Consider the following 19763-nt stretch of genomic DNA (forward strand, 5'->3'; position numbering starts at 1 on the left):
TCATGGGTATATGGTACCGGGTCGTGCGTGATCACGGAGGAAAGCGTTTCACGAGGCACCGGCCCGGTGGACGGCTTCGTGACCTGCTCGGGGGAGTGCTCGGGCGGCCGGAGGGGAAGGTGCCACGGGGGGCCGTGCCGGTCGGGGCCGCCCATCGGCGACACTGAAGAACGCCGGTTCGCCGCGGCCGGATGAATGCGCCTAGCATCAGCCTGTCCGAATCCAGCGCACCACAGGGACCTCACGTGCGATTTCGTCTGACCCCACGGGAGACGAGCTTCTACGACATGTTCGCGGCCTCCGCGGACAACATCGTGACGGGCTCGAAGCTCCTGATGGAACTGCTCGGGGCCGACGCTTCCTCCCGGAGTGAGATCGCGGAGCGGATGCGGGCCGCGGAACACGCGGGTGACGACGCCACCCATGCCATCTTCCACCAGCTCAACTCCTCCTTCATCACGCCCTTCGACCGCGAGGACATCTACGCCCTCGCGTCGTCCCTCGACGACATCATGGACTTCATGGAGGAGGCCGTCGACCTGGTCGTCCTCTATCAGGTCGAGGAACTCCCCAAGGGCGTCGAGCAGCAGATCGAGGTGTTGGCCCGGGCCGCCGCGCTGACGGCCGAGGCGATGCCGCACCTGCGGACCATGGAGAACCTCACCGAGTACTGGATCGAGGTCAACCGGCTGGAGAACCAGGCGGACCAGATCCACCGCAAGCTCCTGGCCACGCTCTTCAACGGCAAGTACGACGCCATCGAGGTGCTGAAGCTGAAGCAGATCGTGGACGTCCTGGAGGAGGCGGCGGACGCCTTCGAGCACGTCGCGAACACCGTGGAGACCATCGCGGTCAAGGAGTCCTGACCTCCGTGGACACCTTCGCCCTGGTCGTGACGATCGCCGTCGCGCTCGGATTCACCTACACCAACGGCTTCCACGACTCCGCGAACGCCATCGCGACCTCCGTCTCCACGCGGGCGCTGACCCCGCGCGTCGCGCTGGTGATGGCCGCGCTGATGAACCTCGCGGGCGCGTTCCTCGGGCAGGGCGTGGCCAAGACCGTCAGCGAGGGGCTGATCGAGACCCCGCAGGGCAGCAAGGGGATGGGCATCCTCTTCGCCGCCCTCCTCGGCGCCATCGTCTGGAACCTCGTCACCTGGTACTTCGGGCTGCCGTCGTCCTCGTCGCACGCCTTGTTCGGCGGCATGGTCGGGGCGGCGCTGGCCGGTGGCACGGAGGTCATCTGGTCCGGTGTGCTGGAGAAGATCGTCATCCCGATGTTCGTCTCGCCGCTGGTCGGGCTGGTGGCGGGGTACCTGGTGATGGTCGCCATCCTGTGGATCTTCCGTAGGGCGAACCCGAACAAGGCCAGGCGCGGCTTCCGGATCGCGCAGACCGTCTCCGCCGCGGCGATGGCCCTCGGACACGGCCTCCAGGACGCCCAGAAGACGATGGGCATCGTGGTGATGGCGCTGGTCATCGCGGACGTCCAGCAGTCCGGCGACGAGATCCCGGTCTGGGTGAAGATCGCCTGTGCGGTGATGCTGTCGCTGGGCACGTACGCCGGCGGCTGGCGGATCATGCGGACGCTGGGGCGCAAGATCATCGAGCTGGACCCGCCGCAGGGCTTCGCCGCCGAGACGACCGGCGCCTCGATCATGTTCGGCTCGGCGTTCCTCTTCCACGCGCCGATCTCCACCACCCACGTCATCACCTCGGCGATCATGGGCGCGGGCGCCACGAAGCGGGTGAACGCGGTGCGCTGGGGCGTCGCCAAGAACATCGTCATGGGGTGGTTCATCACGATGCCGGCCGCGGCGGCGGTCGCCGCGCTGAGCTACGGCGTGGTGTGGCTGGTGTTCGGCTGACAGCTGGGCGGGGGCTGCGGCCCCGGCCCGGTGCGCGTGGTGCGTAGCGGGGTGGGTACGGCGGGCAGCACTTCAGGCGCGTATACGGGTCCACGGCACTTCAGGCACCGCGTACGAGGAGCGCGACGGGCGCGGAGGGCAGGCGCGTACGGATCGCACCGCGCCCCTTGGACGTAGGCGCACCCCTGGACGTAGGCGCACCCCTCCGAGAACGCAAGCGGGCCCGCCCCCGGGAAGGAAGTGGGGGCGGGCCCTTCGTCTTGCGGTGGCACCGCCATGCAGCACCGCAGGACGGCTGGAGCGGCTGGCGCGTACGGACTCGTGGGGCCCTCGGGCCCGCTGGTCCCGTACGCGCCGGGGCAGCCGGGGCTCGCGCGACCGGGGCTTGCTCAGCCGGGGCTCGTGCGACCGGAGCTCGCGCAGCCGGGGGCTTGCTCAGCCGAAGCGACCGGAGATGTAGTCCTCGGTGGCCTGGACGGACGGGTTGGCGAAGATCCGCTCCGTGTCGTCGATCTCGATCAGCTTGCCGGGCTGGCCCACGGCCGCCAGGTTGAAGAAGGCGGTGCGGTCGGAGACCCGGGCCGCCTGCTGCATGTTGTGGGTGACGATGACGATGGTGAAACGCTCCTTCAGCTCCCCGATCAGATCCTCGATCGCGAGGGTCGAGATCGGGTCGAGCGCCGAGCAGGGCTCGTCCATCAGCAGCACCTCGGGCTCGACCGCGATGGCGCGGGCGATGCACAGCCGCTGCTGCTGACCGCCGGAGAGGCCGGAACCCGGCTTGTTGAGCCGGTCCTTGACCTCGTTCCAGAGGTTGGCGCCCCGCAGGGACTTCTCCACCACGTCCGCGAGCTGGTTCTTCTTGTACGAGCCGTTGAGGCGCAGCCCCGCCGCGACGTTGTCGAAGATCGACATGGTCGGGAACGGGTTCGGCCGCTGGAAGACCATGCCGACCGTGCGGCGCACGGCGACCGGGTCCACGGAGGAGGCGTACAGGTTCTCGTCGTCGAGCATCACCTTGCCCTCGACCCGGCCGCCGGGGGTGACCTCGTGCATCCGGTTGAGGGTGCGCAGGAACGTCGACTTGCCGCAGCCGGAGGGGCCGATGAAGGCCGTCACCGAGCGGGGCTCCACGGTCATCGAGATGTCCTCGATCGCCTTGTGGGAGCCGTAGTAGGCGGTCAGTCCGCTGACGTCGATTCGCTTGGCCATGAGTTCAGTTCACTTCCCAGTTGCCGCGCGTCAGCGGCCGGTCTTCGGGGCCTTCCAGCGGGCGATGCCGCGGGCCACCAGGTTGAGGATCATGACGAAGGCGATCAGGACCAGGGCGGCGGCCCAGGCGCGGTCGTACGACGCCTCGCTGCCGACCCGGTACTGCTCCCAGATGTAGAACGGGAGCGAGGACTGGGCCCCTTCGAACGGGTTGGTGTTGATCAGCTGGCTGCCGAAGACCAGCAGCATGATCGGGGCGGTCTCGCCGGCGATGCGGGCGATCGCGAGCATCACACCGGTGGTGATGCCGCCGAGCGCGGTCGGGATGACCACCTTCACGATGGTGCGCCACTTCGGTACGCCGAGGGCGAGGGACGCCTCGCGCAGCTCGTTCGGCACGAGCTTCAGCATCTCCTCCGTGGAGCGGACGACGACCGGGATCATCAAGATCGCCAGCGCCAGCGCGCCCATCAGGCCGGACGGGCTCAGCTCGAACATCAGCATGATGGAGAGGAGGAAGAGGCCGGCGACGATCGACGGGATGCCCGTCATGACGTCGACGAAGAACGTCACGGCCTTGGCCAGCGCGCCCTTGCCGTACTCGACCAGGTAGATCGCGGTCAGCAGGCCGATCGGCACCGAGATGAGGGTGGCGAGGCCGACCTGCTGGAGGGTGCCGACGATGGCGTGGTAGACGCCGCCGCCCGCCTCGAAGCCGGGCACGCCGGCCATGGAGTGGGTCAGGAAGTACCCGTCGAGGACCTGCACGCCCCGGCTGACCGTCACCCAGATCAGCGAGCACAGCGGGATGACGGCGAGGATGAAGCAGACCCAGACGACGCTGGTCGCCAGCTTGTCCTTGGCTTGGCGCTTGTTCTCCACCACGGAGGTCGCCGCGTACGAGAGGGCCACGAAGAAGAGCGCGGAGAGCAGTCCCCACTGGATCTTGCTGTGCCAGCCGGCGACCGCGCCGAGGCCGCAGCCCAGGGCGATGCCGGCGGCGGCGAAGCCGACCGGGGCCCAGCGGGGGAGGGACCGGCCGCTGAGGCCGGCCGGGGCGATCGCGCCGGCGGGCGTGGGCGTGCTGTCGTGCAGTGCTGTCTGGCTCATGCGTTGGCCCCCGAGTACTCCTTGCGGCGGGCGATGATCATGCGGGCCCCGCCGTTGACCAGCAGGGTGAGGATGAAGAGGACGAGGCCGGAGGCGATCAGGGCGTCCCGACCGAGCTCGTTGGCCTCGTCGAACTTCGCGGCGATGTTCTGGGCGAACGTGCCGCCGCCGGGGTTGAGCAGGTGCCCGGAGATGATGAAGCTCGGCGACAGCACGGTCGCCACCGCCATCGTCTCGCCGAGTGCCCGGCCGAGGCCCAGCATCGAGGCCGAGATCACGCCGGAGCGGCCGAAGGGCAGCACCGACATCCGGATGACCTCCCAGCGGGTGGCGCCGAGCGCCAGCGCGGCCTCCTCGTGCATCTTCGGGACCTGGAGGAAGACCTCGCGGCTGACGCTGGTCACGATCGGCAGGATCATGATCGCGAGCAGGATGCCCACGGTGAACAGCGAGCGCGCGACGCCGATCTCGGTCTTCTCGAAGATGTACGTCCAGCCGAAGTAGTCGTCCAGCCAGAGGTTGAGCCCCTCCAGGTACGGAACGAGGAAGAGCGCGCCCCAGATGCCGTAGATGATCGACGGCACGGCGGCGAGCAGGTCGACGACGTACGCGATGGGCGCGGCGAGCTTGCGGGGCGCGTAGTGCGAGATGAAGAGCGCGATGCCGACGGCGATCGGGACCGCGATGACCATCGCGATGACCGAGCTGACGACCGTGCCGAAGAGCAGCACCGCGATGCCGAACACCGGCGGGTTGCCCGCGGGGTTCCAGTCGAACGTGGTGAGGAAGTTGCCCTCGTTCTCGGAGAGCGCGATGGCGGCGCGGTAGGTGAGGAACGCCGCGATCGACGCCATGATCACCAGGAGCAGGATGCCCGAGCCGCGGGACAGGGCGAGGAACACCTTGTCGCCGGCGCGCCCGGTCGAGGAGCTCTTCGCGGCGAGGGAGCCGGCGGGGCCGCCGCGGGGGGCACGGTCGCCGGCGCCGGGCCGGCCGTCACGGCCGGGGGGCAGGGGGTCCTGGGGTTCTATGGGTGTCGTGGAAGCCATGGTCTTTCCGGTCTGTGTGGGGGAGCGGGCTCCCCTGGCGGCGGTGCACCGGATGGGCGGACGGGTGCGGATGCGGACACGGAGCGGGTGGGGGCGGACGGTGGGTGGGGGGATGGGGCGCGGTCTGCGGTCTTCGGTGCGGCCCGGCGGGCGCGGACAGGCGGAGGGTGGTCGAGCCCTCCCCCCCCGCCTGTCCTGTTCCGTTGTGGTCCTGAGCGGTCCCGGTGGGCCGCGGCGCCCGGCCTACGGCCTACGACTTGCGGGTCTCGGGCGTCCGAGCCCGGGGCTCGGGCGTCCGGGTCCGGGTCAGTTCAGGCCGGCGACGGTCTCGCGGACCTTCGCGTTGATCTCGGCCGGGATCGGCGCGTAGCCCGCGTTCGACAGGACCTTCTGGCCCTCCTCGCTCGCGGTGTACGTCAGGAAGGACTTGACCGTGCTGAGGGTCTCGGGCTTGTTGCCGGTGTCGCAGACGACCTCGTACGTCACCAGGATGATCGGGTAGGCGCCGTCGGCCTTGGTGGCGTAGTCCAGCTCCAGGGCGAGGTCCTTGCCGGTGCCCTTGACCTTGGCGGCGGCGATGGCCTTGGAGGCGTTCTCCGAGGTGGCCTTGACGGGGGCCGCGGCGCCCGTCGCGATGTCGACGGTCGGGATGGACTGCGAGGTGGCGTACGAGAGCTCGAAGTAGCCGATCGCGCCTTCGACCTGCTTGACCTGGGCTGCGACGCCGGAGGAGCCGGAGGCGGCCTGGCCGCCGGGCGCCGGCCACTTCTTCTCGGCCTCGTACGGCCAGTCGGCCTCGGCGGTGGCGCCCAGGTACTTGCCGAGGTTCTGGGTGGTGCCGGAGTCCTCGGAGCGGTGGAACGCCTGGATCGCCTTGTCCGGCAGGGACTTGCCCTCGTTGAGCTTGGCGATCGCCGGGTCGTTCCACTTGGTGATCTTGCCGTTGAAGATCTTGGCGACGGCGGAGGCGTCCAGGGTCAGGTCGTCGACGCCGGGCAGGTTGTAGCCGATCGCGATCGGGCCGCCGACCATGGGCAGGTTGATGCCCTGGCCGCCCTTGCACATCTTCTTGGACTCGGCGACCTCTTCGGGCTTGAGCGCCGAGTCGGAGCCGGCGAAGCCGACGGTGCCCTGGTTGAAGGCGACGATGCCCTCGCCGGAGGACGAGGACTTGTAGTTGATCTCCACGCCGGAGCAGGCGGCCATGTAGTTCTTCACCCACAGGTCCATGGCGTTCTTCTGAGCGCTGGAACCGGAAGCGAGGAGCTTGCCCTTGGCGCCGTCGCAGGAGATGTTCGACGCTGCGTTGCTCTTGCCGCCGCCGCTGGCGCTGCCCGTGTTGTCGTCCGAACCACACGCCGTGAGGACCAGGGCACCGGTCACAGCGAGGGCACCGAGCGCGGTGGCGCGAAGCCCGTTCTTGCGCTGAAGCTTCACTTTCGGGTGTTTCCTTCCAGGAGCCGCCTGGGCGCTGGCCGTTGCCGGGACCTTGGGCGGCGTGTGTCGGGGGATGGGGCCACCGGCTCCGTGCCGGTCACCTCGTAGGGCCGAAATTAAGCAGATCAGGTGAAGTGCCCCAAGGTGGCGAGTGAACGGGAGGTGAACCGTGCTGGGCGGCTGGGTAATCGTGCCGAGCCACCCCGGAAGGGGCCGGTCCGCGCGTGTGGCCTGGGGTGTTGTCGCGCTACGGGTAAGTGCATGGTTCACGGGGTTCGTACGGGGAGGGGGGCGTCGGAGGGTGTCACCGAGCGCAACCTAGCGCGCTGCGGGGGGTGTCGTGACGGCCGTTACCCGTACGAGTGGCGGGCGTTCGGGCGAGACGCTCGGATGGGTTGACGCGGCGTTTCGGCGGGGGCAGCGCGGCGCGGGGCTTCCGGCGGGGGTGTGCGGCGGGTGCGCGGGGCTTCCGGCGGGTGCGCGGGGCCGGGTGCGTACGCCGGGTGCGTGCGACGCGGTCCGTGGGGTCAGGTGCTCACGGCGGACAGCAGGTCCGTGACCAGCTCCCGGTCCCGCTCCTGGGTGAGCCGCGCCCGGGCCTCGTCCGGGGGGAGCCAGACGATCCGGTCCACCTCGCTGTTGGGTGCGAAGGCGCCGCCCGTCGCCTCGGCGGCCCAGTAGCGCACCTCCTTGGGGCGTCCCTCGACCCGGTAGTGCGCGGTCGGCAGCGCGGGCCCGAGTGCACACGTCATCCCGGTCTCCTCCAAGACCTCCCGGAGTGCGCCGGCGTGCGGGGGCTCACCGCGTTTGAGCTTGCCCTTGGGGTGCGACCAGTCGTCGTACTTGGGACGGTGGACGACGCAGATCTCCAGGTGGTGGGCGGAGTCGCGGGGCGCGCGGCGCCACAGGACGCAGCCCGCGGCGAAGATGGGCGCGCCCTGGTCGGGGGCGTCCCGTTCGCGGCTTTCGGCGCTGGTCACGGGAGCCTCGCCGACAGCGCGACGGCGCCCGGCCAGACGTCCTGGAAGGCGAACCGCGCGGCTTCGACCTCGTGGCGCTGGTCGGCGTGGAGCACCCCGAGGGCGTACGCCGTGGCCGGGGAGATGCGCGGGGTGCGCGCAGCCGCGGCGGCGGCTTCGGCGGCCTCCGCCGCGTCGCGGTGGCGGTCGAGCAGCCGGCCGGCGCGGGCGAGGACGTCCGCGGTGGCGTTCGGGCGCAGCGGCACCAGCACCTCCAGCGCGTAGCGGTGCAGCCGCAGCAGTCGGCGGACCTGGTGCCAGGGGGCGTCCTGCGCCTCTTCGGCGGGCGCCGGGGCCAGACCGTACACCAGCGCGTCCGCGTTGTACGGGTGGCCGGCGCGGCTGAGGGGGAGCGTGGTGACGGCCTCCAGCAGCCGGCGCTCGGTCGTCTCCGCGGCGGGGAAGAGGGAGTCCTCGGCGCGGGCGGTGGCGACCGGTCCGAGGGGGAGTTCGGAGGCGAGTACGGCGACGGCGTCGGCGACCGCGTGGAAGCGGGCGGAGCCGAGGGCCTGGAGCGCGGCGGAGTGGGCCCGGGTCCTGGCCAGCGTCAACTGGCGTTCCAGGAGTGCGCCGGCGCGGGTGGCTCCGACGGTGAGGGCGCCGGCGCGGGACGCGGTGGTGGTCGCGGTCGCCGTGGGCTCACCGTGGGGCGGCTCCGCGGGCAGTACGTGCCGGGCCGCGGCCTCGTTGCGGGCGGCGGGGAGCGGGGTCGGGGCGGCGCCGGAGAGCCTGGTCAGGGCGTCGAGGAGGCGGGTCAGCCGAGAGGTGCAGGCGTGTTCCTGGGCGAGCGTGGTGGACAGCCAGGCCAGCTCCGTGCGCAGCCCGTCCGCCCAGACCGGGTCGAGGAGGGGCCGGAAGGTGTGCAGCGTGCCGCTGATGCGGCGGGACGCGGTCCGCAGCGAACGGGCCGCATCGGCGACCGCCGCGGTGTCGGCACCGCTCTCCTCGTACAGCCGCAGGCTGCGGAGGAAGTCACCGGCGCGGGCGTGCAGATAGACCGCGAGCACCTCGCCGGTGCCGGCCGGTGGGGTCGGGCCCTGGGGTGCCGTCGGGTCGCCCGCCTCCGCCGCCGCGTCCGGCATCGGCCCGAGTGGCACCGGCACCGGCATCGGCCCTGGCGGCTCCGGCGCCGCGCTCGCGACGGGGCCCGTGGTCATCACGGGTCCCGAGGTCGTGGTGCGCGCCGGACCGCTGCGGGCCGACAGTTCAGGGTTGTGCACGCCTGCGCCTCCGGGCGTCGATGAGCATCTCCTGGACGTTCTGCAACGGCCGCCCGTCCGCGTCGGTCGAGTGCCGGGTCCAGGCGCCGTCCGGGCCCAGGTGCCAGGACGACGTGGTGTCGGCCATCCCCGTCTCCAGCAGACGGGTCAGGGCCGCGCGGTGCGCCGGGTCGGTGACCCGGACCAGCGCCTCGATGCGGCGGTCGAGGTTGCGGTGCATCATGTCGGCGCTGCCGAACCAGACTTCGGGCTCGCCGCCGTTGCCGAACGCGAAGACCCGGGAGTGCTCCAGGAAGCGCCCGAGGACGGAACGCACCCGGATGTTCTCTGACAGACCGGGCACACCGGGGCGCAGCGCGCAGATGCCGCGTACCCAGATGTCCACCGGCACGCCGGCCATCGCCGCGCGGTAGCAGGCGTCGACGATCGCCTCGTCCACCATCGAGTTGACCTTGATGCGGACGTACGCGGGCCGGCCGGCGCGGTGGTGCGCGGCTTCCTTGTTGATCCGCGAGACCAGCCCGTCGCGCAGTGACTTGGGGGCGACCAGGAGCCGGCGGTAGGTCTCGCGGCGGGAGTAGCCGGAGAGGCGGTTGAAGAGGTCGGAGAGGTCCGCGCCCACCTGCGGGTCGGCGGTGAGCAGGCCCAGGTCCTCGTACAGCCGCGCGGTCTTGGGGTGGTAGTTGCCGGTGCCGACGTGCGAGTAGCGCCGCAGGATCTCGCCCTCCTGGCGGACCACGAGCGAGAGCTTGCAGTGGGTCTTGAGGCCGACGAGTCCGTAGACGACGTGGCAGCCGGCCTCCTCCAGCTTCCGCGCCCACTTGATGTTGGCCTGCTCGTCGAACCGGGCCTTGATCTCGACGAGGACCAGCACCTGCTTGCCCGACTCGGCCGCGTCGATCAGCGCGTCCACTATCGGCGAGTCGCCGGAGGTCCGGTACAGCGTCTGCTTGATGGCCAGCACGTCGGGGTCGGCGGCGGCCTGCTCCAGGAACGCCTGCACGGAGGTGGAGAAGCTGTCGTACGGGTGGTGCAGCAGCACGTCGCGCTCGCGCAGCGCCATGAAGATGTCCGGCGCGGACGCCGACTCGACCTCGGCGAGGTCACGGTGCGTGCCCGCGATGAACTTGGGGTACTTGAGCTCCGGCCGGTCCAGCGCCGCTATCCCGAACAGACCGGTGAGGTCGAGCGGCCCGGGGAGCGGATAGACCTCGGCGTCCGTGATCTTCAGCTCGCGCACGAGCAGGTCGAGCACGTACGGGTCGATGGACTCCTCGACCTCCAGCCGGACCGGGGGCCCGAAGCGCCGCCGCATCAGCTCCTTCTCCAGCGCCTGGAGCAGGTTCTCGGCGTCGTCCTCCTCGACCTCCAGGTCCTCGTTCCTGGTGACTCGGAACATGTGGTGCGCCAGCACCTCCATCCCCGGGAACAGCTCCTCAAGGTGGGCCGCTATCACGTCTTCGAGGGGCACGTAGCGCTGCGGCGAGGCTTCGAGGAAGCGGGAGAGCAGCGGCGGGACCTTGACGCGGGCGAAGTGGCGGTGCCCGCTGACCGGGTTGCGCACGACCACGGCGAGGTTGAGGGAGAGGCCGGAGATGTACGGGAAGGGGTGCGCCGGGTCCACGGCCAGCGGCGTCAGCACGGGGAAGATCTGCTGGCGGAAGAGGGTGAAGAGGCGGGCCTGCTCCTTCTCGGTCAGATCGGGCCAGCGGATGAGGTGGATGCCCTCTTCGGCGAGCGCGGGGGAGACGTCCTGCTGGTAGCAGGCGGCGTGCCGGGCCATGAGCTCGCGCGAACGGGTCCAGATCAGGTCCAGCACCTCGCGCGGCTGGAGGCCGGAGGCGGAACGGGTGGCGACGCCGGTGGCGATGCGGCGCTTGAGGCCGGCGACGCGCACCATGAAGAACTCGTCGAGGTTCGAGGCGAAAATGGCCAGGAAGTTAGCCCGTTCGAGTAGGGGCGTGGCCGGGTCCTCGGCCAGCTCCAGCACTCGTTCGTTGAACGCGAGCCAACTGCGCTCCCGGTCCAGGAAACGGCCCTGGGGGAGCTCCGCGCCGTTGCCGCCGTGGTCCTCTTCGTAGCCGTCGAGATCCGCGTCGAGGTCGGGCTCCAGATCGGACACCGTGGCGGCCACGGTGTGCGGCCGGTGCGCCGCGATGGAACCGACGGACGGCTGGGGGTGCTGGACCGATGCCTCGGCAGGCTGCTGACTCATGAACCCATTCTTCCGCGTCTGGGGCGCGATGGGCGCGTCGGAGCGGGGTACGAGGGTTCGTGCGGAATCCGCTCCTGAGCCCGATACGGGATCGGGTACGCCTGACTGCATTGAGTGATCGTCGCAGTGCAGTCTGAATGGCCGGTAACGACGACATGACGTCCGGGAATCGACGGCGGGACCGTGCGGGGCCCACCGTCGTCTCACCGGCCTCCGGCCCGGGCAAGCGATGGGCACGATGTCGATCGGGTGCTGCTGGGCGCCGGACACCAGTTGCCCGTTGCACGCCCGGGCCCTGGACCCCGGCCCCGGGCGTCGGAGCTCAGGTGTCTGGGCCCGGGTGTCCGGGCCCGGGGTGTCTGGAGGCCGGGTGTCTGGGCCTCGGGCTTCAGGACTCGGTGCGGTACATCAGGTCGACCTCGTGGGTCTTGAAGCCCAGCCGCTCGTACACGGCGACCGCGGCTGTGTTGTCCGCGTCGACGTACAGCATCCCCGTCGACAGCCCTTGCGCGGCGAGGTGGCGCAGCCCGATCGCGGTGAGCGCCTTGCCCAGGCCGCCGCCCTGCGCGTCGGGGCGCACTCCGACGACGTAGACCTCCCCCAACTGCTCGGCGGCGTGCACCTTCGTCCAGTGGAAGCCCACGACGACGCCGTCCCGCTCGGCCAGGAAGAAGCCCTTGGGGTCGAACCAGGGCTCGGCCTTGCGGTCGTCGAGGTCCCGCTGCGTGAGGGAACCCTGCTCGGGGTGGTGGGCGAACGCAGCAGCGTTCACCGCGAGCCAAGCGGCGTCGTCCACACCGGGAACGAAGGTGCGCACGGTGACTCCGGGCGGGAACACGGGCTCCGGAATGTCCAGCGGCGCCAGCGGACGCCGCATCTGCCGCAACTCCCGGAACAAGGTCAGCCCGAGGACCTGCGCCAGGTGCCGCGCGGCGGACTTCCCGCCGTGCGCCCACACCCGCAGCCGCTTGCCCGACGCGGCGAGCAGCGCACTGCCGAGCGCCCTGCCGTGTCCACGTCCTCGGTGGGCGGGGTGGACGACCAGCTCCGCCGCGGGGGCTTCGACGGGGTCGGTGTCCTCCAGCTGCGCGTAGCCGACCAGCTCCCCGCCGACGGTGAGCAGGAAGTGCCGAACGCCTTCGCGCGGGCCACCGCGCAGCTGGAGCCGGCCCTGCTCGGAGACGGCCTGCGTTCCGTCCGCGGCTGCGGCCTCGGCGAGCACGGCGAGAACGGCGTCCGCCTGGTCGGGAGCCAGTGCATCGAGGCTCTCGATCTGCCGGCCGGGCTCCGGAATCACTGCGTCAGTCGTCATGGTGGAAGCCTACGGCGGGGGCGCGGTCGGGCGGTGGGACGGGCGGCCACCAGGCCCGGCGGGGTGCCCGCGGGCGTGGGGTCACCCGGCGCCAGCGCAGCGGCGCGGCGATTTGCCGATATGGCAAAGGAGGCTCGCGTGCCCCGCCGGCCGGTCGCATCATCGAGCCGCAGGCACCGCACCCGCGAACGGAACCCGAGGAGTACTCATGGCGCAGCGCACCGAGGCATCCACGACCGGGAGGACGCACCGTCTGGTCCCGTCCCCGGCAGGCCGCACCCATGTCGTCGAGCAGGGCTCGGGCCCGCTCGTCCTGCTGGTGCACGGCTTCCCCGAGTCCTGGTACTCGTGGCGCCACCAACTGCCGGCCCTCGCCGCGGCCGGCTACCGCGCGGTGGCGATGGACGTCCGCGGCTACGGCCGCTCGTCGCACCCGACCGAGATCGGGGCGTACCGACTGCATGAACTCGTCGAGGACACCCTCGCCTTGGTCGAGGGCCTCGGGGAGTCCTCTGCGGTGGTCGTGGGCCACGACTGGGGCGCGACCATCGCCGCCAACTCGGCGCTGCTGCACCCGGAGATCTTCCGTGCGGTGGGCCTGATGAGCGTGCCCTACGCACCGTGGACCGGGCCCCGCCCCTCCGATGTCTTCGCTCAGATGGGGGGCGACGGCGAGTTCTACGTGTCCTACTTCCAGGAGCCTGGCCGCACCGAGGCCGAGGTGGAACCGGACGTGCGGGGCTGGCTCGCCGGCTTCTACGCGGGGTTGTCCGCCGACACCATGCCCTCCGACGACGTGTCCTCCTTCTACTTCGTGAAGCAGGGGGAGAAGCTCTCCGACGGCTTCCCGGTGGGGCGGCGACCGTCGTGGCTGACGGACGAGGTCTTGGACGTGTACGCGGGGGAGTTCGAGCGGACCGGTCTGACCGGAGGGCTGAACCGATACCGCAACATGGACCGGGACTGGGAAGAGTTCGCCGACTGGCGGGGCGCTCCGCTGTCGCAGCCCTCCCTCTTCATCGGGGGCTCCGAGGACGCGTCCATCGGTTGGCTGGCGGATGTGATCGCGGCCTTTCCCACCACCCTGCCCGGGCTGGTCGGTTCGCACATCCTGCCGGGGCGCGGTCACTGGATCCAGCAGGAGGCGGGCGACGAGGTCAACGACCTGCTCCTGGACTGGCTCGCGGGCCTCTGACGGCCTCCCCGCCGCTGCCGCGACGGCGACTTTGACCACGCGACACCGAGCGCTGAACGGCGTGCGCACCTGCGTACGCCGTTCCGTTGGCCGCGTCGCATTCGCTGTGGTCGATTCGGAGTTCATCACCGACGTCATTGGCCGAAAGTCCTTCCCTCTCTGCGGCGGCCCTGGAATCGCGTAACCCAGACATTGCGCAGTCCGCTCTGGTAGGAACGGGGGATGACCGCACAGGACGAGGAAGTTCCCTCGGTGGAAGACCTTGTGTGCTGTGTCCAACTCGGCCCCGGCTGGGTTGACTTGACGCTTGCCACAGGAGCGAGATCCGAGGCGGAGGCGCTGGCCGCGGCGACGGTGGAGCGCTACGGGCCGCGTGGACTGGCCATCGAGAAGAAGGCGTTCTTCGAGGACGTGGCCGATCGGGCCACCGCGCTCAACGCGGACGGGCCGATCATGGCCGCGGCCTTCTACTCCGGCGCTGGCGAAGCAGTCGTCGACTTCGTCATCGACTCCTATTTGGACGACGCGGACGCGGACGGACAGGGCCCGCCGCGACCCGACCTCGACGAGGCCCGCTCGCTGCTGCTGGACTGGGTCGGCAGCGACACCACGGGCGAGCCCGAAGTGACCTACCCGGACCTGGACGCAGGTCCCGCGGTGCGCCTTCGATCGCTGGTCACCACCAAGCAACTCTTCGGCCTCTGGCGCCAGGACACCGGGTCCCTCACCTACGCGGTGCTGCCGCCGGGAGTCCAGAGCGTCGTCCTCGCGTCCTTCACCTGGCGCAACATGGACCAGACCGGGAAGGTCGCCCAGCTCGCCGGCGAGCTGATGGCCACCTTGCAGGTCACCCTCGCCGAATCCGGTTGAACGCCGGCGGAACGGCCAGTGCGCTAAAAACCGAGTGATCCACCGCACCTCTCCTCCAATCCGAGCTGTTCATCAGGGGATCGATCAGGCGCCGACACTCCGCGTGCGGCGCAGAGCCATCGCGAGCGCACCGCATATCGCGCCCCAGAGAGCGTTCACGAGCAGCATCGGAACGATGGCGTAAGGCCGAGCGAGGGGACCTTCGAGCTGTCCCGAAAGGATGGGGGAGAGGACGGCGCTGAGGACCACGGCTGCCACGGCGTACGCCATACCCGTGGCGCCCAGGGTCAGCAGGGGGTCGTGCACCGGGCGGAGCCCGACGGCCGCTATCCACACCAGGGAGATGGCGGCCGTGAGGATCAGCGGTGTGGCTGGCTTCCCCAGGGCCTCGCTCAGGCCCGCGATGGAGAACAGCGGGCGGATGAGCGCGACGAGCGTGAGGACGCCGATCAGCGGCCAGGACAGGGCGCGCAGCCGCTGGGCGAGCGGAAGATCGGAGTGCGTTGCGTTCATGTCCATCAGAGTCGGCGTAGGTCGACCCTCGGCGCGTCCCCCCACGGCTGACACCCCATGTACTCCATCAGTTGCGGGTCGAGTGACTGTCCCTACCCCAGCGGTTGCGGAAGCGCGGTCGACAGTTCCATCGCTGGGGTGAAGGCGCAGGTGGCGGGCTCGACCTACGCTGGCTCCATGCCTGCTGGTGCTGTTGTTTCCCGGCTGCGCAGCCGGCTGCCGCGCAGCCCCCGCGTGGACGTAGCGGTCAACGTCGGGGTCGTCGCGGTGGTGGTGATCGGCGCGCTGAGACCTCTCATGGGCGCGCGGTCGGAGCCGTGGCCGCTGACCGTCGTCGGCTGGCTGCTGTCCGCCGTCGTGTGCGCCGCGCTGTTCTTCCGCCACCGCCGTCCGGTCGTGGTCGCCGCCGTAGCCCTCGTCGGCACCGGTGCGTTCTATCTGCTGAGTGAATACGACGGCCCGCTGCTGATCGCGTTCGTGGTGGCGCTGTACCAGGTCGCCGCGGACGGGCGCCTCCAGGCCGCGGTCGGTCTGGCCTCGCTGGCGCTGGTTTCCACCGCGATCGGCACCGCCGCGGGAAACGGCGACGTCAACGGCGTCGCGTTGTTCATGTTCACCGGCTGGCTGATCGGCGTCGTCGCCCTCGGCTGGGCGCGCCACGCCCGCCTGGCGTACGTGCGGGAGGTGGAGCAGCGCGCGGCGGGCGAGGAGCGGATGTGGATCGCCCGCGAGTTGCACGACGTCATCGGGCACCACATCTCCCTCGTGCACGTGCAGTCTTCGGCGGCCCTGCGCCGACTGAAGAAGGACCAGGTGGCCGGTGCAGCCCTGGCCGAGGAGGCCCTCGCGGCGATCAAGGACTCCAGCCGGGAGGCGCTGCGCGAGCTACGGACCACCCTGGGCGTGCTGCGGCAGGGTGACGAAGCCGCGCCCACGGCACCCCTCCCCGGTCTGGACCGCATCGACGAGCTCGTCGACGCCGCCCGGCTCGCCGGTCTGGACGTGCGGACCCTGATCCAAGGCGAGCAGCGGGAGTTGCCGACCGAAGTCGAGCTCGCGGCGTACCGGATCGTGCAGGAGTCGCTGACGAACGTCACCCGGCACGCGGTGCGCGTCACGGAAGCCACCGTGAGCGTCGAGTACGGGGTACAGGAGTTGACCATTGAGGTCGCGGACGACGGCCACGGCGCTGCGATCCACGGCTTCAAGGGCGCTGGTAGCGGGGTCGCCGGCATGCGCGAGCGCGCTCGGGCGCTGGGCGGAGAGCTTTCCGCGGGCCCTTGTCCACAGGGCTACGCAGTGCGGGCCAGTCTGCCCTACGGTTCCGATCACGGGTCCCAGCGGACCCGCTCGTAGCCCTCTGGGAGAACGGAGCGACCTGCACCGTGATCAAAGTCTTGCTCGTCGATGACCAGCGCCTGGTACGCGCCGGATTCCGCTCGATCCTGGAGGACGAGGACGACATCGAGGTTGTCGGCGAAGCCGGTGACGGGGCCGAGGCGCTGACCGCCTGCCGTGAACTCGCGCCGGACATCGTCCTCATGGACATTCGTATGCCCGGTGTGGACGGTCTTGAGGCGTCGCGCCGCATCGCCGCCGACAGCCGGCTCGCCGACGTCAAGGTCATCATCCTCACCACGTTCGACGTGGACGATTACGTCTACGGTGCGCTGCGCGCCGGGGCGAGCGGGTTCCTCGTGAAGGACACCGAGACGGAGGAGTTGCTCAAGGCGATCCGGGTGGTGGCCCAAGGGGACGCCCTGATGAGCCCGGGCGTCACCCGTCGGCTGATCAAGGAGTTCGCGGCCCGGGTGAAGGCGCCCCAGCCCGATCCGCGGCTGAAGGCGCTCACCGAACGCGAGCATGAGGTCATGTTGTTGGTGGCCGAAGGGCTGACGAACGATGAGATCGCCAAGCGGCTGGTCCTCAGTCCCGCGACAGCGAAGACGCATGTCAGTCACATCATGACCAAGCTGAACATCCGCGATCGGGCGCAATTGGTCATCCTGGCCTATGAGTCGGGGATGGTCAGGCCCGGCTGGCTGACTGCCTGAAGCCCGTCGTGGTGCCGCGGTGGTCCCGCGGCCGGAGGACGCCGTGGCCGCCGGCCGCGGCGTGGGGACGGTCAGGTCAGGTCAGGTGGGGTGCTTGATCCCTGCCTAACCGCAACTCCGGGTGTATGCAGGGCCGTCAGGCCGCAACTGGAGATGTACGACAGGTGCCCGCCGCAGGCTGATGTCCTCGGGCACACCTCAGCCCGACGCTGAGGCCATGAGCACACACACGCACTTCCCACCAGGCACGGCGGGCCGAGCCGTCGTCGGGCTGCTGGCAGGAGGCGCCGCAGGGTTCCTGCTGGCGCAGACCACGGCGGCGTTCTTGGACTTCCTCTTCGGCCGTGACCCCGGCGAAGGCCGCTTCGGGCCGGCTCTGCTGTTCGGCGTCGCGCCTGCGGTGTTCGCGGCCGTGGGTGCGTTCGTCGGATCCCGCTGGAGGAAGGGCGGGTGGCCGTCATGACGCAGCACACCTCCCCTTCGCCCCCGCGTCGCGCCCGTACGGGTGGGGGCGTCTTCGCGGGGCTCGCCACTTGGTCGCAGCGCAGGCGCTGGCTCGCGCTGTTGCTGTGGGTGGTGGCCATCGCGGCGATCACGGTCGGTTCCCAAGCCCTCGGCAGCCGCTATCAGAACGACTTCTCCCTGCCCGGTACGGATTCGCAGGCTGCGACGGACCTGCTGAAGAAACACGGATCGCTCCAGGCCGGCGCCAGCGTGGAAATCGTCTTCAAGGACGAGCGCGGCCTGGCCGGCGCCCGCCAGGGCATCGAGAAGATGCTCCACGAGGTCCGAGAGCTCCCCGGAGTGGCGGACGTCCGCAGTCCCTACGAGGACGGTTCCGCCCTCTCCAAGGACGGCACCGTCGGATATGCGACGGTCACCCTCGACGGCAAGGCAGAGGAGGTGCCGAAGGAGGACGTCACCGACGTCATCGACGTTGCGAAGACCGCAGGGACCGACCAGTTGGAGGTGCAGCTCGGCGGCGAAGCGGTGCGCGGAGCCGAGGAGGAGTCGGGAGGCGGCGCGGAGGGCGCCGGGATGCTCGCCGCCCTCGTCATCCTGGTCCTGCTGTTCGGATCGCTGCTGGCGGCGGCCGTGCCGCTGGTGACCGCGCTGTTCGCGGTGGGCGGTGCGATCGGGCTGATCACCCTGGCGTCGCGGGTCTTCACCGTCGCGGACTTCACCCCGCCGATCATGATGCTGGTCGGTCTCGGGGTGGGGGTGGACTATGCGCTGTTGATCTTCTACCGCTACCGCCACGAGCTGCTCGGCGGCAGCGATCGGGAGAGTGCCGTGGCGACCGCGCTGGCGGTCGCGGGGCGCACGGTCTTCTTCGCCGGCTGGACGGTCATCATCGCGCTGCTGGGGTTGGTGGCCCTGGGGCTGGGGTCGCTCCAGGGCGTGGCGCTGGCGGTGGCCCTCACCGTCCTCGTCACCATGGTCGCTTCGCTGACGTTGCTGCCGGCGCTGCTGGCGGTGTTCGGGCCTCGGATTCAGCAGACGGTGCTCAAGCGGGCAGCCGCGGCGCAGGCGAAGGGGCGCGAAGACGGGCGTCGTTGGAGGGTGCTCGCCGGCGCCGTCCAGCGCAGGCCGCTGCCCGCGCTGTTGGCCGCCGTGGTGGCGCTCCTGGCGCTCTCCGCGCCCGCGTTGGGGCTAAGGCTGGGATTCGCCGACGCGGGCAATGACGCGCCCGCGACGACCACGCGAAAGGCGTACGACCTGCTGGCGGAGGGCTTCGGCCCCGGGTTCAGCGGCCCGCTCGTCGTCGTCAGCCAGGGGGGCCGGGCAGCGGCGGAGGAAATGCGGTCCACGTTGGAGCGTACGGAAGGGATCGCAGCCGTGACGCCGCCGTTGCCCACCAAGGACGGCGCCGTGTCCACGGTGATCGCCTATCCGACGACCGCGCCACAGGACGCGAAGACCACCGACCTGGTCCATGCCCTGCGTGAGGACGTGTTGCCGCCGCTCGCGGAAAGGACGGGAGCGGAGTATCTGGTGGGCGGGCCGACCGCGGCGACGCAGGACTTCGCGGACGCGGTGTCCTCTCGGATGCCGCTGTTCGTCGCCATCGTGGTGGGGCTGTCCACACTGTTGCTGATGGCGGTGTTCCGATCGCTGTTGATCCCGTTGAAGGCGGCTCTGTTGAACCTGCTCTCGGTGTCGGCAGCCTTGGGTGCGATCACGTTGGTCTTCCAGCACGGCTGGTTCGGCGTGCAGCCCGGGCCCGTCGAGGCGTTCATCCCGGTGATGGTCTTCGCGATCGTCTTCGGGCTGTCGATGGACTACGAGGTGTTCCTCATATCCCGGATACAGGAGGAGTGGGAGAGCGCGGGGGATCCCGCGCGGGCAGTGCGGGAGGGGCTGGCCGCCACGGGCAAGGTGATCACGGCGGCTGCGGCCATCATGATCGTGGTGTTCGCCGCGTTCATCCTCAGTCCAGACCGGATGCTCCAGCAATTCGGGCTCGGCCTGGCCGTGGCCATCTTGTTGGACGCCGTCGTCATCCGGTGCCTGATCGTTCCGGCCGTGATGCAACTGCTGGGGGCGCGGGCGTGGTGGTTGCCCGGGCCGCTCGCGAAGGTGCTGCCCAAGGTGGCTCTGGAGCGGTCCAACGTCGGGTGACCGGACCGCGGCCCGCGACGGGAGAGCGTCCCGCCGGGCCGGGGCCCTGTTCCCCCGTGGTCGGG

At 70.5% G+C, this 19763-nt stretch carries 17 protein-coding genes; 8 read left to right on the forward strand and 9 right to left on the reverse strand.

All coding sequences use genetic code 11. The annotated features are described in order from the left end of the window. The first annotated feature begins 245 nt into the window (after window positions 1–245). A complete protein-coding gene (locus ACH4E8_RS05955) occupies window positions 246–866 on the forward strand; it encodes a DUF47 domain-containing protein (protein WP_398444815.1) in 621 nt (206 codons plus the stop codon). A gap of 5 nt (window positions 867–871) precedes the next feature. Then, entirely contained in the window at window positions 872–1870 is a 999-nt protein-coding gene (locus tag ACH4E8_RS05960) for an anion permease (RefSeq protein ID WP_398444817.1), read from the forward strand. 435 nt (window positions 1871–2305) lie between these two features. On the opposite strand, the gene pstB is transcribed toward ACH4E8_RS05960, so the two are convergent. The 8 genes from pstB to mshD form a co-directional block, all read right to left on the reverse strand. Continuing rightward, window positions 2306–3082 (reverse strand): phosphate ABC transporter ATP-binding protein PstB, encoded by a 777-nt coding sequence (gene pstB / locus ACH4E8_RS05965; RefSeq protein ID WP_361962009.1) that lies wholly within the window; start codon window positions 3080–3082, stop codon window positions 2306–2308. A 30-nt stretch (window positions 3083–3112) separates the two neighbouring features. Next, window positions 3113–4192, reverse strand: coding sequence for a phosphate ABC transporter permease PstA (gene pstA / locus ACH4E8_RS05970; protein ID WP_398444819.1), 1080 nt, complete (start codon window positions 4190–4192; stop codon window positions 3113–3115). Continuing rightward, window positions 4189–5241 (reverse strand): phosphate ABC transporter permease subunit PstC, encoded by a 1053-nt coding sequence (gene pstC, locus ACH4E8_RS05975; protein WP_398444821.1) that lies wholly within the window; start codon window positions 5239–5241, stop codon window positions 4189–4191. Before pstC ends, pstA begins: the two co-directional genes overlap by 4 nt. A 306-nt stretch (window positions 5242–5547) precedes the next feature. Beyond that, entirely contained in the window at window positions 5548–6678 is a 1131-nt protein-coding gene (pstS, locus tag ACH4E8_RS05980) for a phosphate ABC transporter substrate-binding protein PstS (protein WP_398444823.1), read from the reverse strand. A 527-nt stretch (window positions 6679–7205) separates the two neighbouring features. Further along, the gene (locus ACH4E8_RS05985) at window positions 7206–7658 is read right to left on the reverse strand and encodes an NUDIX hydrolase (protein ID WP_398444825.1); all 453 of its coding nucleotides are present in this window, start codon (window positions 7656–7658) and stop codon (window positions 7206–7208) included. Continuing rightward, on the reverse strand, window positions 7655–8779 hold the full coding sequence (locus ACH4E8_RS05990; protein WP_398446033.1) for a CHAD domain-containing protein: 1125 nt from the start codon (window positions 8777–8779) through the stop codon (window positions 7655–7657). Before ACH4E8_RS05990 ends, ACH4E8_RS05985 begins: the two co-directional genes overlap by 4 nt. A gap of 124 nt (window positions 8780–8903) precedes the next feature. Further along, a complete protein-coding gene (locus ACH4E8_RS05995; RefSeq protein ID WP_398444826.1) occupies window positions 8904–11132 on the reverse strand; it encodes an RNA degradosome polyphosphate kinase in 2229 nt (742 codons plus the stop codon). A gap of 388 nt (window positions 11133–11520) precedes the next feature. Then, the gene (gene mshD / locus ACH4E8_RS06000) at window positions 11521–12444 is read right to left on the reverse strand and encodes a mycothiol synthase (RefSeq protein ID WP_398444828.1); all 924 of its coding nucleotides are present in this window, start codon (window positions 12442–12444) and stop codon (window positions 11521–11523) included. Between the two features lie 208 nt (window positions 12445–12652). Between mshD and ACH4E8_RS06005 the strand changes: the two genes are divergently transcribed. Together ACH4E8_RS06005 and ACH4E8_RS06010 are read left to right on the forward strand one after the other, a co-directional pair. Beyond that, entirely contained in the window at window positions 12653–13639 is a 987-nt protein-coding gene (locus tag ACH4E8_RS06005) for an alpha/beta fold hydrolase (protein ID WP_398444830.1), read from the forward strand. Between the two features lie 300 nt (window positions 13640–13939). Continuing rightward, window positions 13940–14509, forward strand: coding sequence for a hypothetical protein (locus ACH4E8_RS06010; protein ID WP_398444832.1), 570 nt, complete (start codon window positions 13940–13942; stop codon window positions 14507–14509). An 84-nt stretch (window positions 14510–14593) separates the two neighbouring features. Here ACH4E8_RS06010 and ACH4E8_RS06015 read toward each other — a convergent pair whose 3' ends face one another. Then, the gene (locus ACH4E8_RS06015; protein WP_398444833.1) at window positions 14594–15022 is read right to left on the reverse strand and encodes a hypothetical protein; all 429 of its coding nucleotides are present in this window, start codon (window positions 15020–15022) and stop codon (window positions 14594–14596) included. A gap of 177 nt (window positions 15023–15199) precedes the next feature. Between ACH4E8_RS06015 and ACH4E8_RS06020 the strand changes: the two genes are divergently transcribed. The 4 genes from ACH4E8_RS06020 to ACH4E8_RS06035 all read left to right on the forward strand — a co-directional run bounded on the left by ACH4E8_RS06020 (window position 15200) and on the right by ACH4E8_RS06035 (window position 19698). Then, window positions 15200–16378, forward strand: coding sequence for a sensor histidine kinase (locus ACH4E8_RS06020; RefSeq protein WP_398444835.1), 1179 nt, complete (start codon window positions 15200–15202; stop codon window positions 16376–16378). 29 nt (window positions 16379–16407) lie between these two features. Further along, on the forward strand, window positions 16408–17076 hold the full coding sequence (locus ACH4E8_RS06025) for a response regulator (protein WP_398444837.1): 669 nt from the start codon (window positions 16408–16410) through the stop codon (window positions 17074–17076). Window positions 17077–17293: 217 nt separating this feature from the next. After that, complete coding sequence (locus tag ACH4E8_RS06030; protein ID WP_398444839.1) at window positions 17294–17539, forward strand: hypothetical protein; 246 nt, start codon at window positions 17294–17296, stop codon at window positions 17537–17539. Further along, window positions 17536–19698, forward strand: a complete 2163-nt coding sequence (locus tag ACH4E8_RS06035; RefSeq protein ID WP_398446035.1) for an MMPL family transporter — start codon at window positions 17536–17538, stop codon at window positions 19696–19698. Before ACH4E8_RS06030 ends, ACH4E8_RS06035 begins: the two co-directional genes overlap by 4 nt. The last annotated feature ends 65 nt before the right edge of the window (window positions 19699–19763 follow it).

This window comes from Streptomyces sp. NPDC017979 (assembly GCF_044328175.1).
Classification (GTDB): domain Bacteria; phylum Actinomycetota; class Actinomycetes; order Streptomycetales; family Streptomycetaceae; genus Streptomyces.

What these genes read in the sequence shown, in the direction of transcription:
- pstA (WP_398444819.1), bottom strand. Translation starts at nt 4,192, where the DNA reads ATGAGCCAGACAGCACTGCACGACAGCACGCCCACGCCCGCCGGCGCG.
- ACH4E8_RS06005 (WP_398444830.1), top strand. Translation starts at nt 12,653, where the DNA reads ATGGCGCAGCGCACCGAGGCATCCACGACCGGGAGGACGCACCGTCTG.
- ACH4E8_RS06020 (WP_398444835.1), top strand. Translation starts at nt 15,200, where the DNA reads ATGCCTGCTGGTGCTGTTGTTTCCCGGCTGCGCAGCCGGCTGCCGCGC.
- pstC (WP_398444821.1), bottom strand. Translation starts at nt 5,241, where the DNA reads ATGGCTTCCACGACACCCATAGAACCCCAGGACCCCCTGCCCCCCGGC.
- mshD (WP_398444828.1), bottom strand. Translation starts at nt 12,444, where the DNA reads ATGACGACTGACGCAGTGATTCCGGAGCCCGGCCGGCAGATCGAGAGC.
- ACH4E8_RS06015 (WP_398444833.1), bottom strand. Translation starts at nt 15,022, where the DNA reads ATGAACGCAACGCACTCCGATCTTCCGCTCGCCCAGCGGCTGCGCGCC.
- ACH4E8_RS05990 (WP_398446033.1), bottom strand. Translation starts at nt 8,779, where the DNA reads ATGCCGGACGCGGCGGCGGAGGCGGGCGACCCGACGGCACCCCAGGGC.
- ACH4E8_RS05995 (WP_398444826.1), bottom strand. Translation starts at nt 11,132, where the DNA reads ATGAGTCAGCAGCCTGCCGAGGCATCGGTCCAGCACCCCCAGCCGTCC.
- pstB (WP_361962009.1), bottom strand. Translation starts at nt 3,082, where the DNA reads ATGGCCAAGCGAATCGACGTCAGCGGACTGACCGCCTACTACGGCTCC.
- ACH4E8_RS06030 (WP_398444839.1), top strand. Translation starts at nt 17,294, where the DNA reads ATGAGCACACACACGCACTTCCCACCAGGCACGGCGGGCCGAGCCGTC.
- ACH4E8_RS06035 (WP_398446035.1), top strand. Translation starts at nt 17,536, where the DNA reads ATGACGCAGCACACCTCCCCTTCGCCCCCGCGTCGCGCCCGTACGGGT.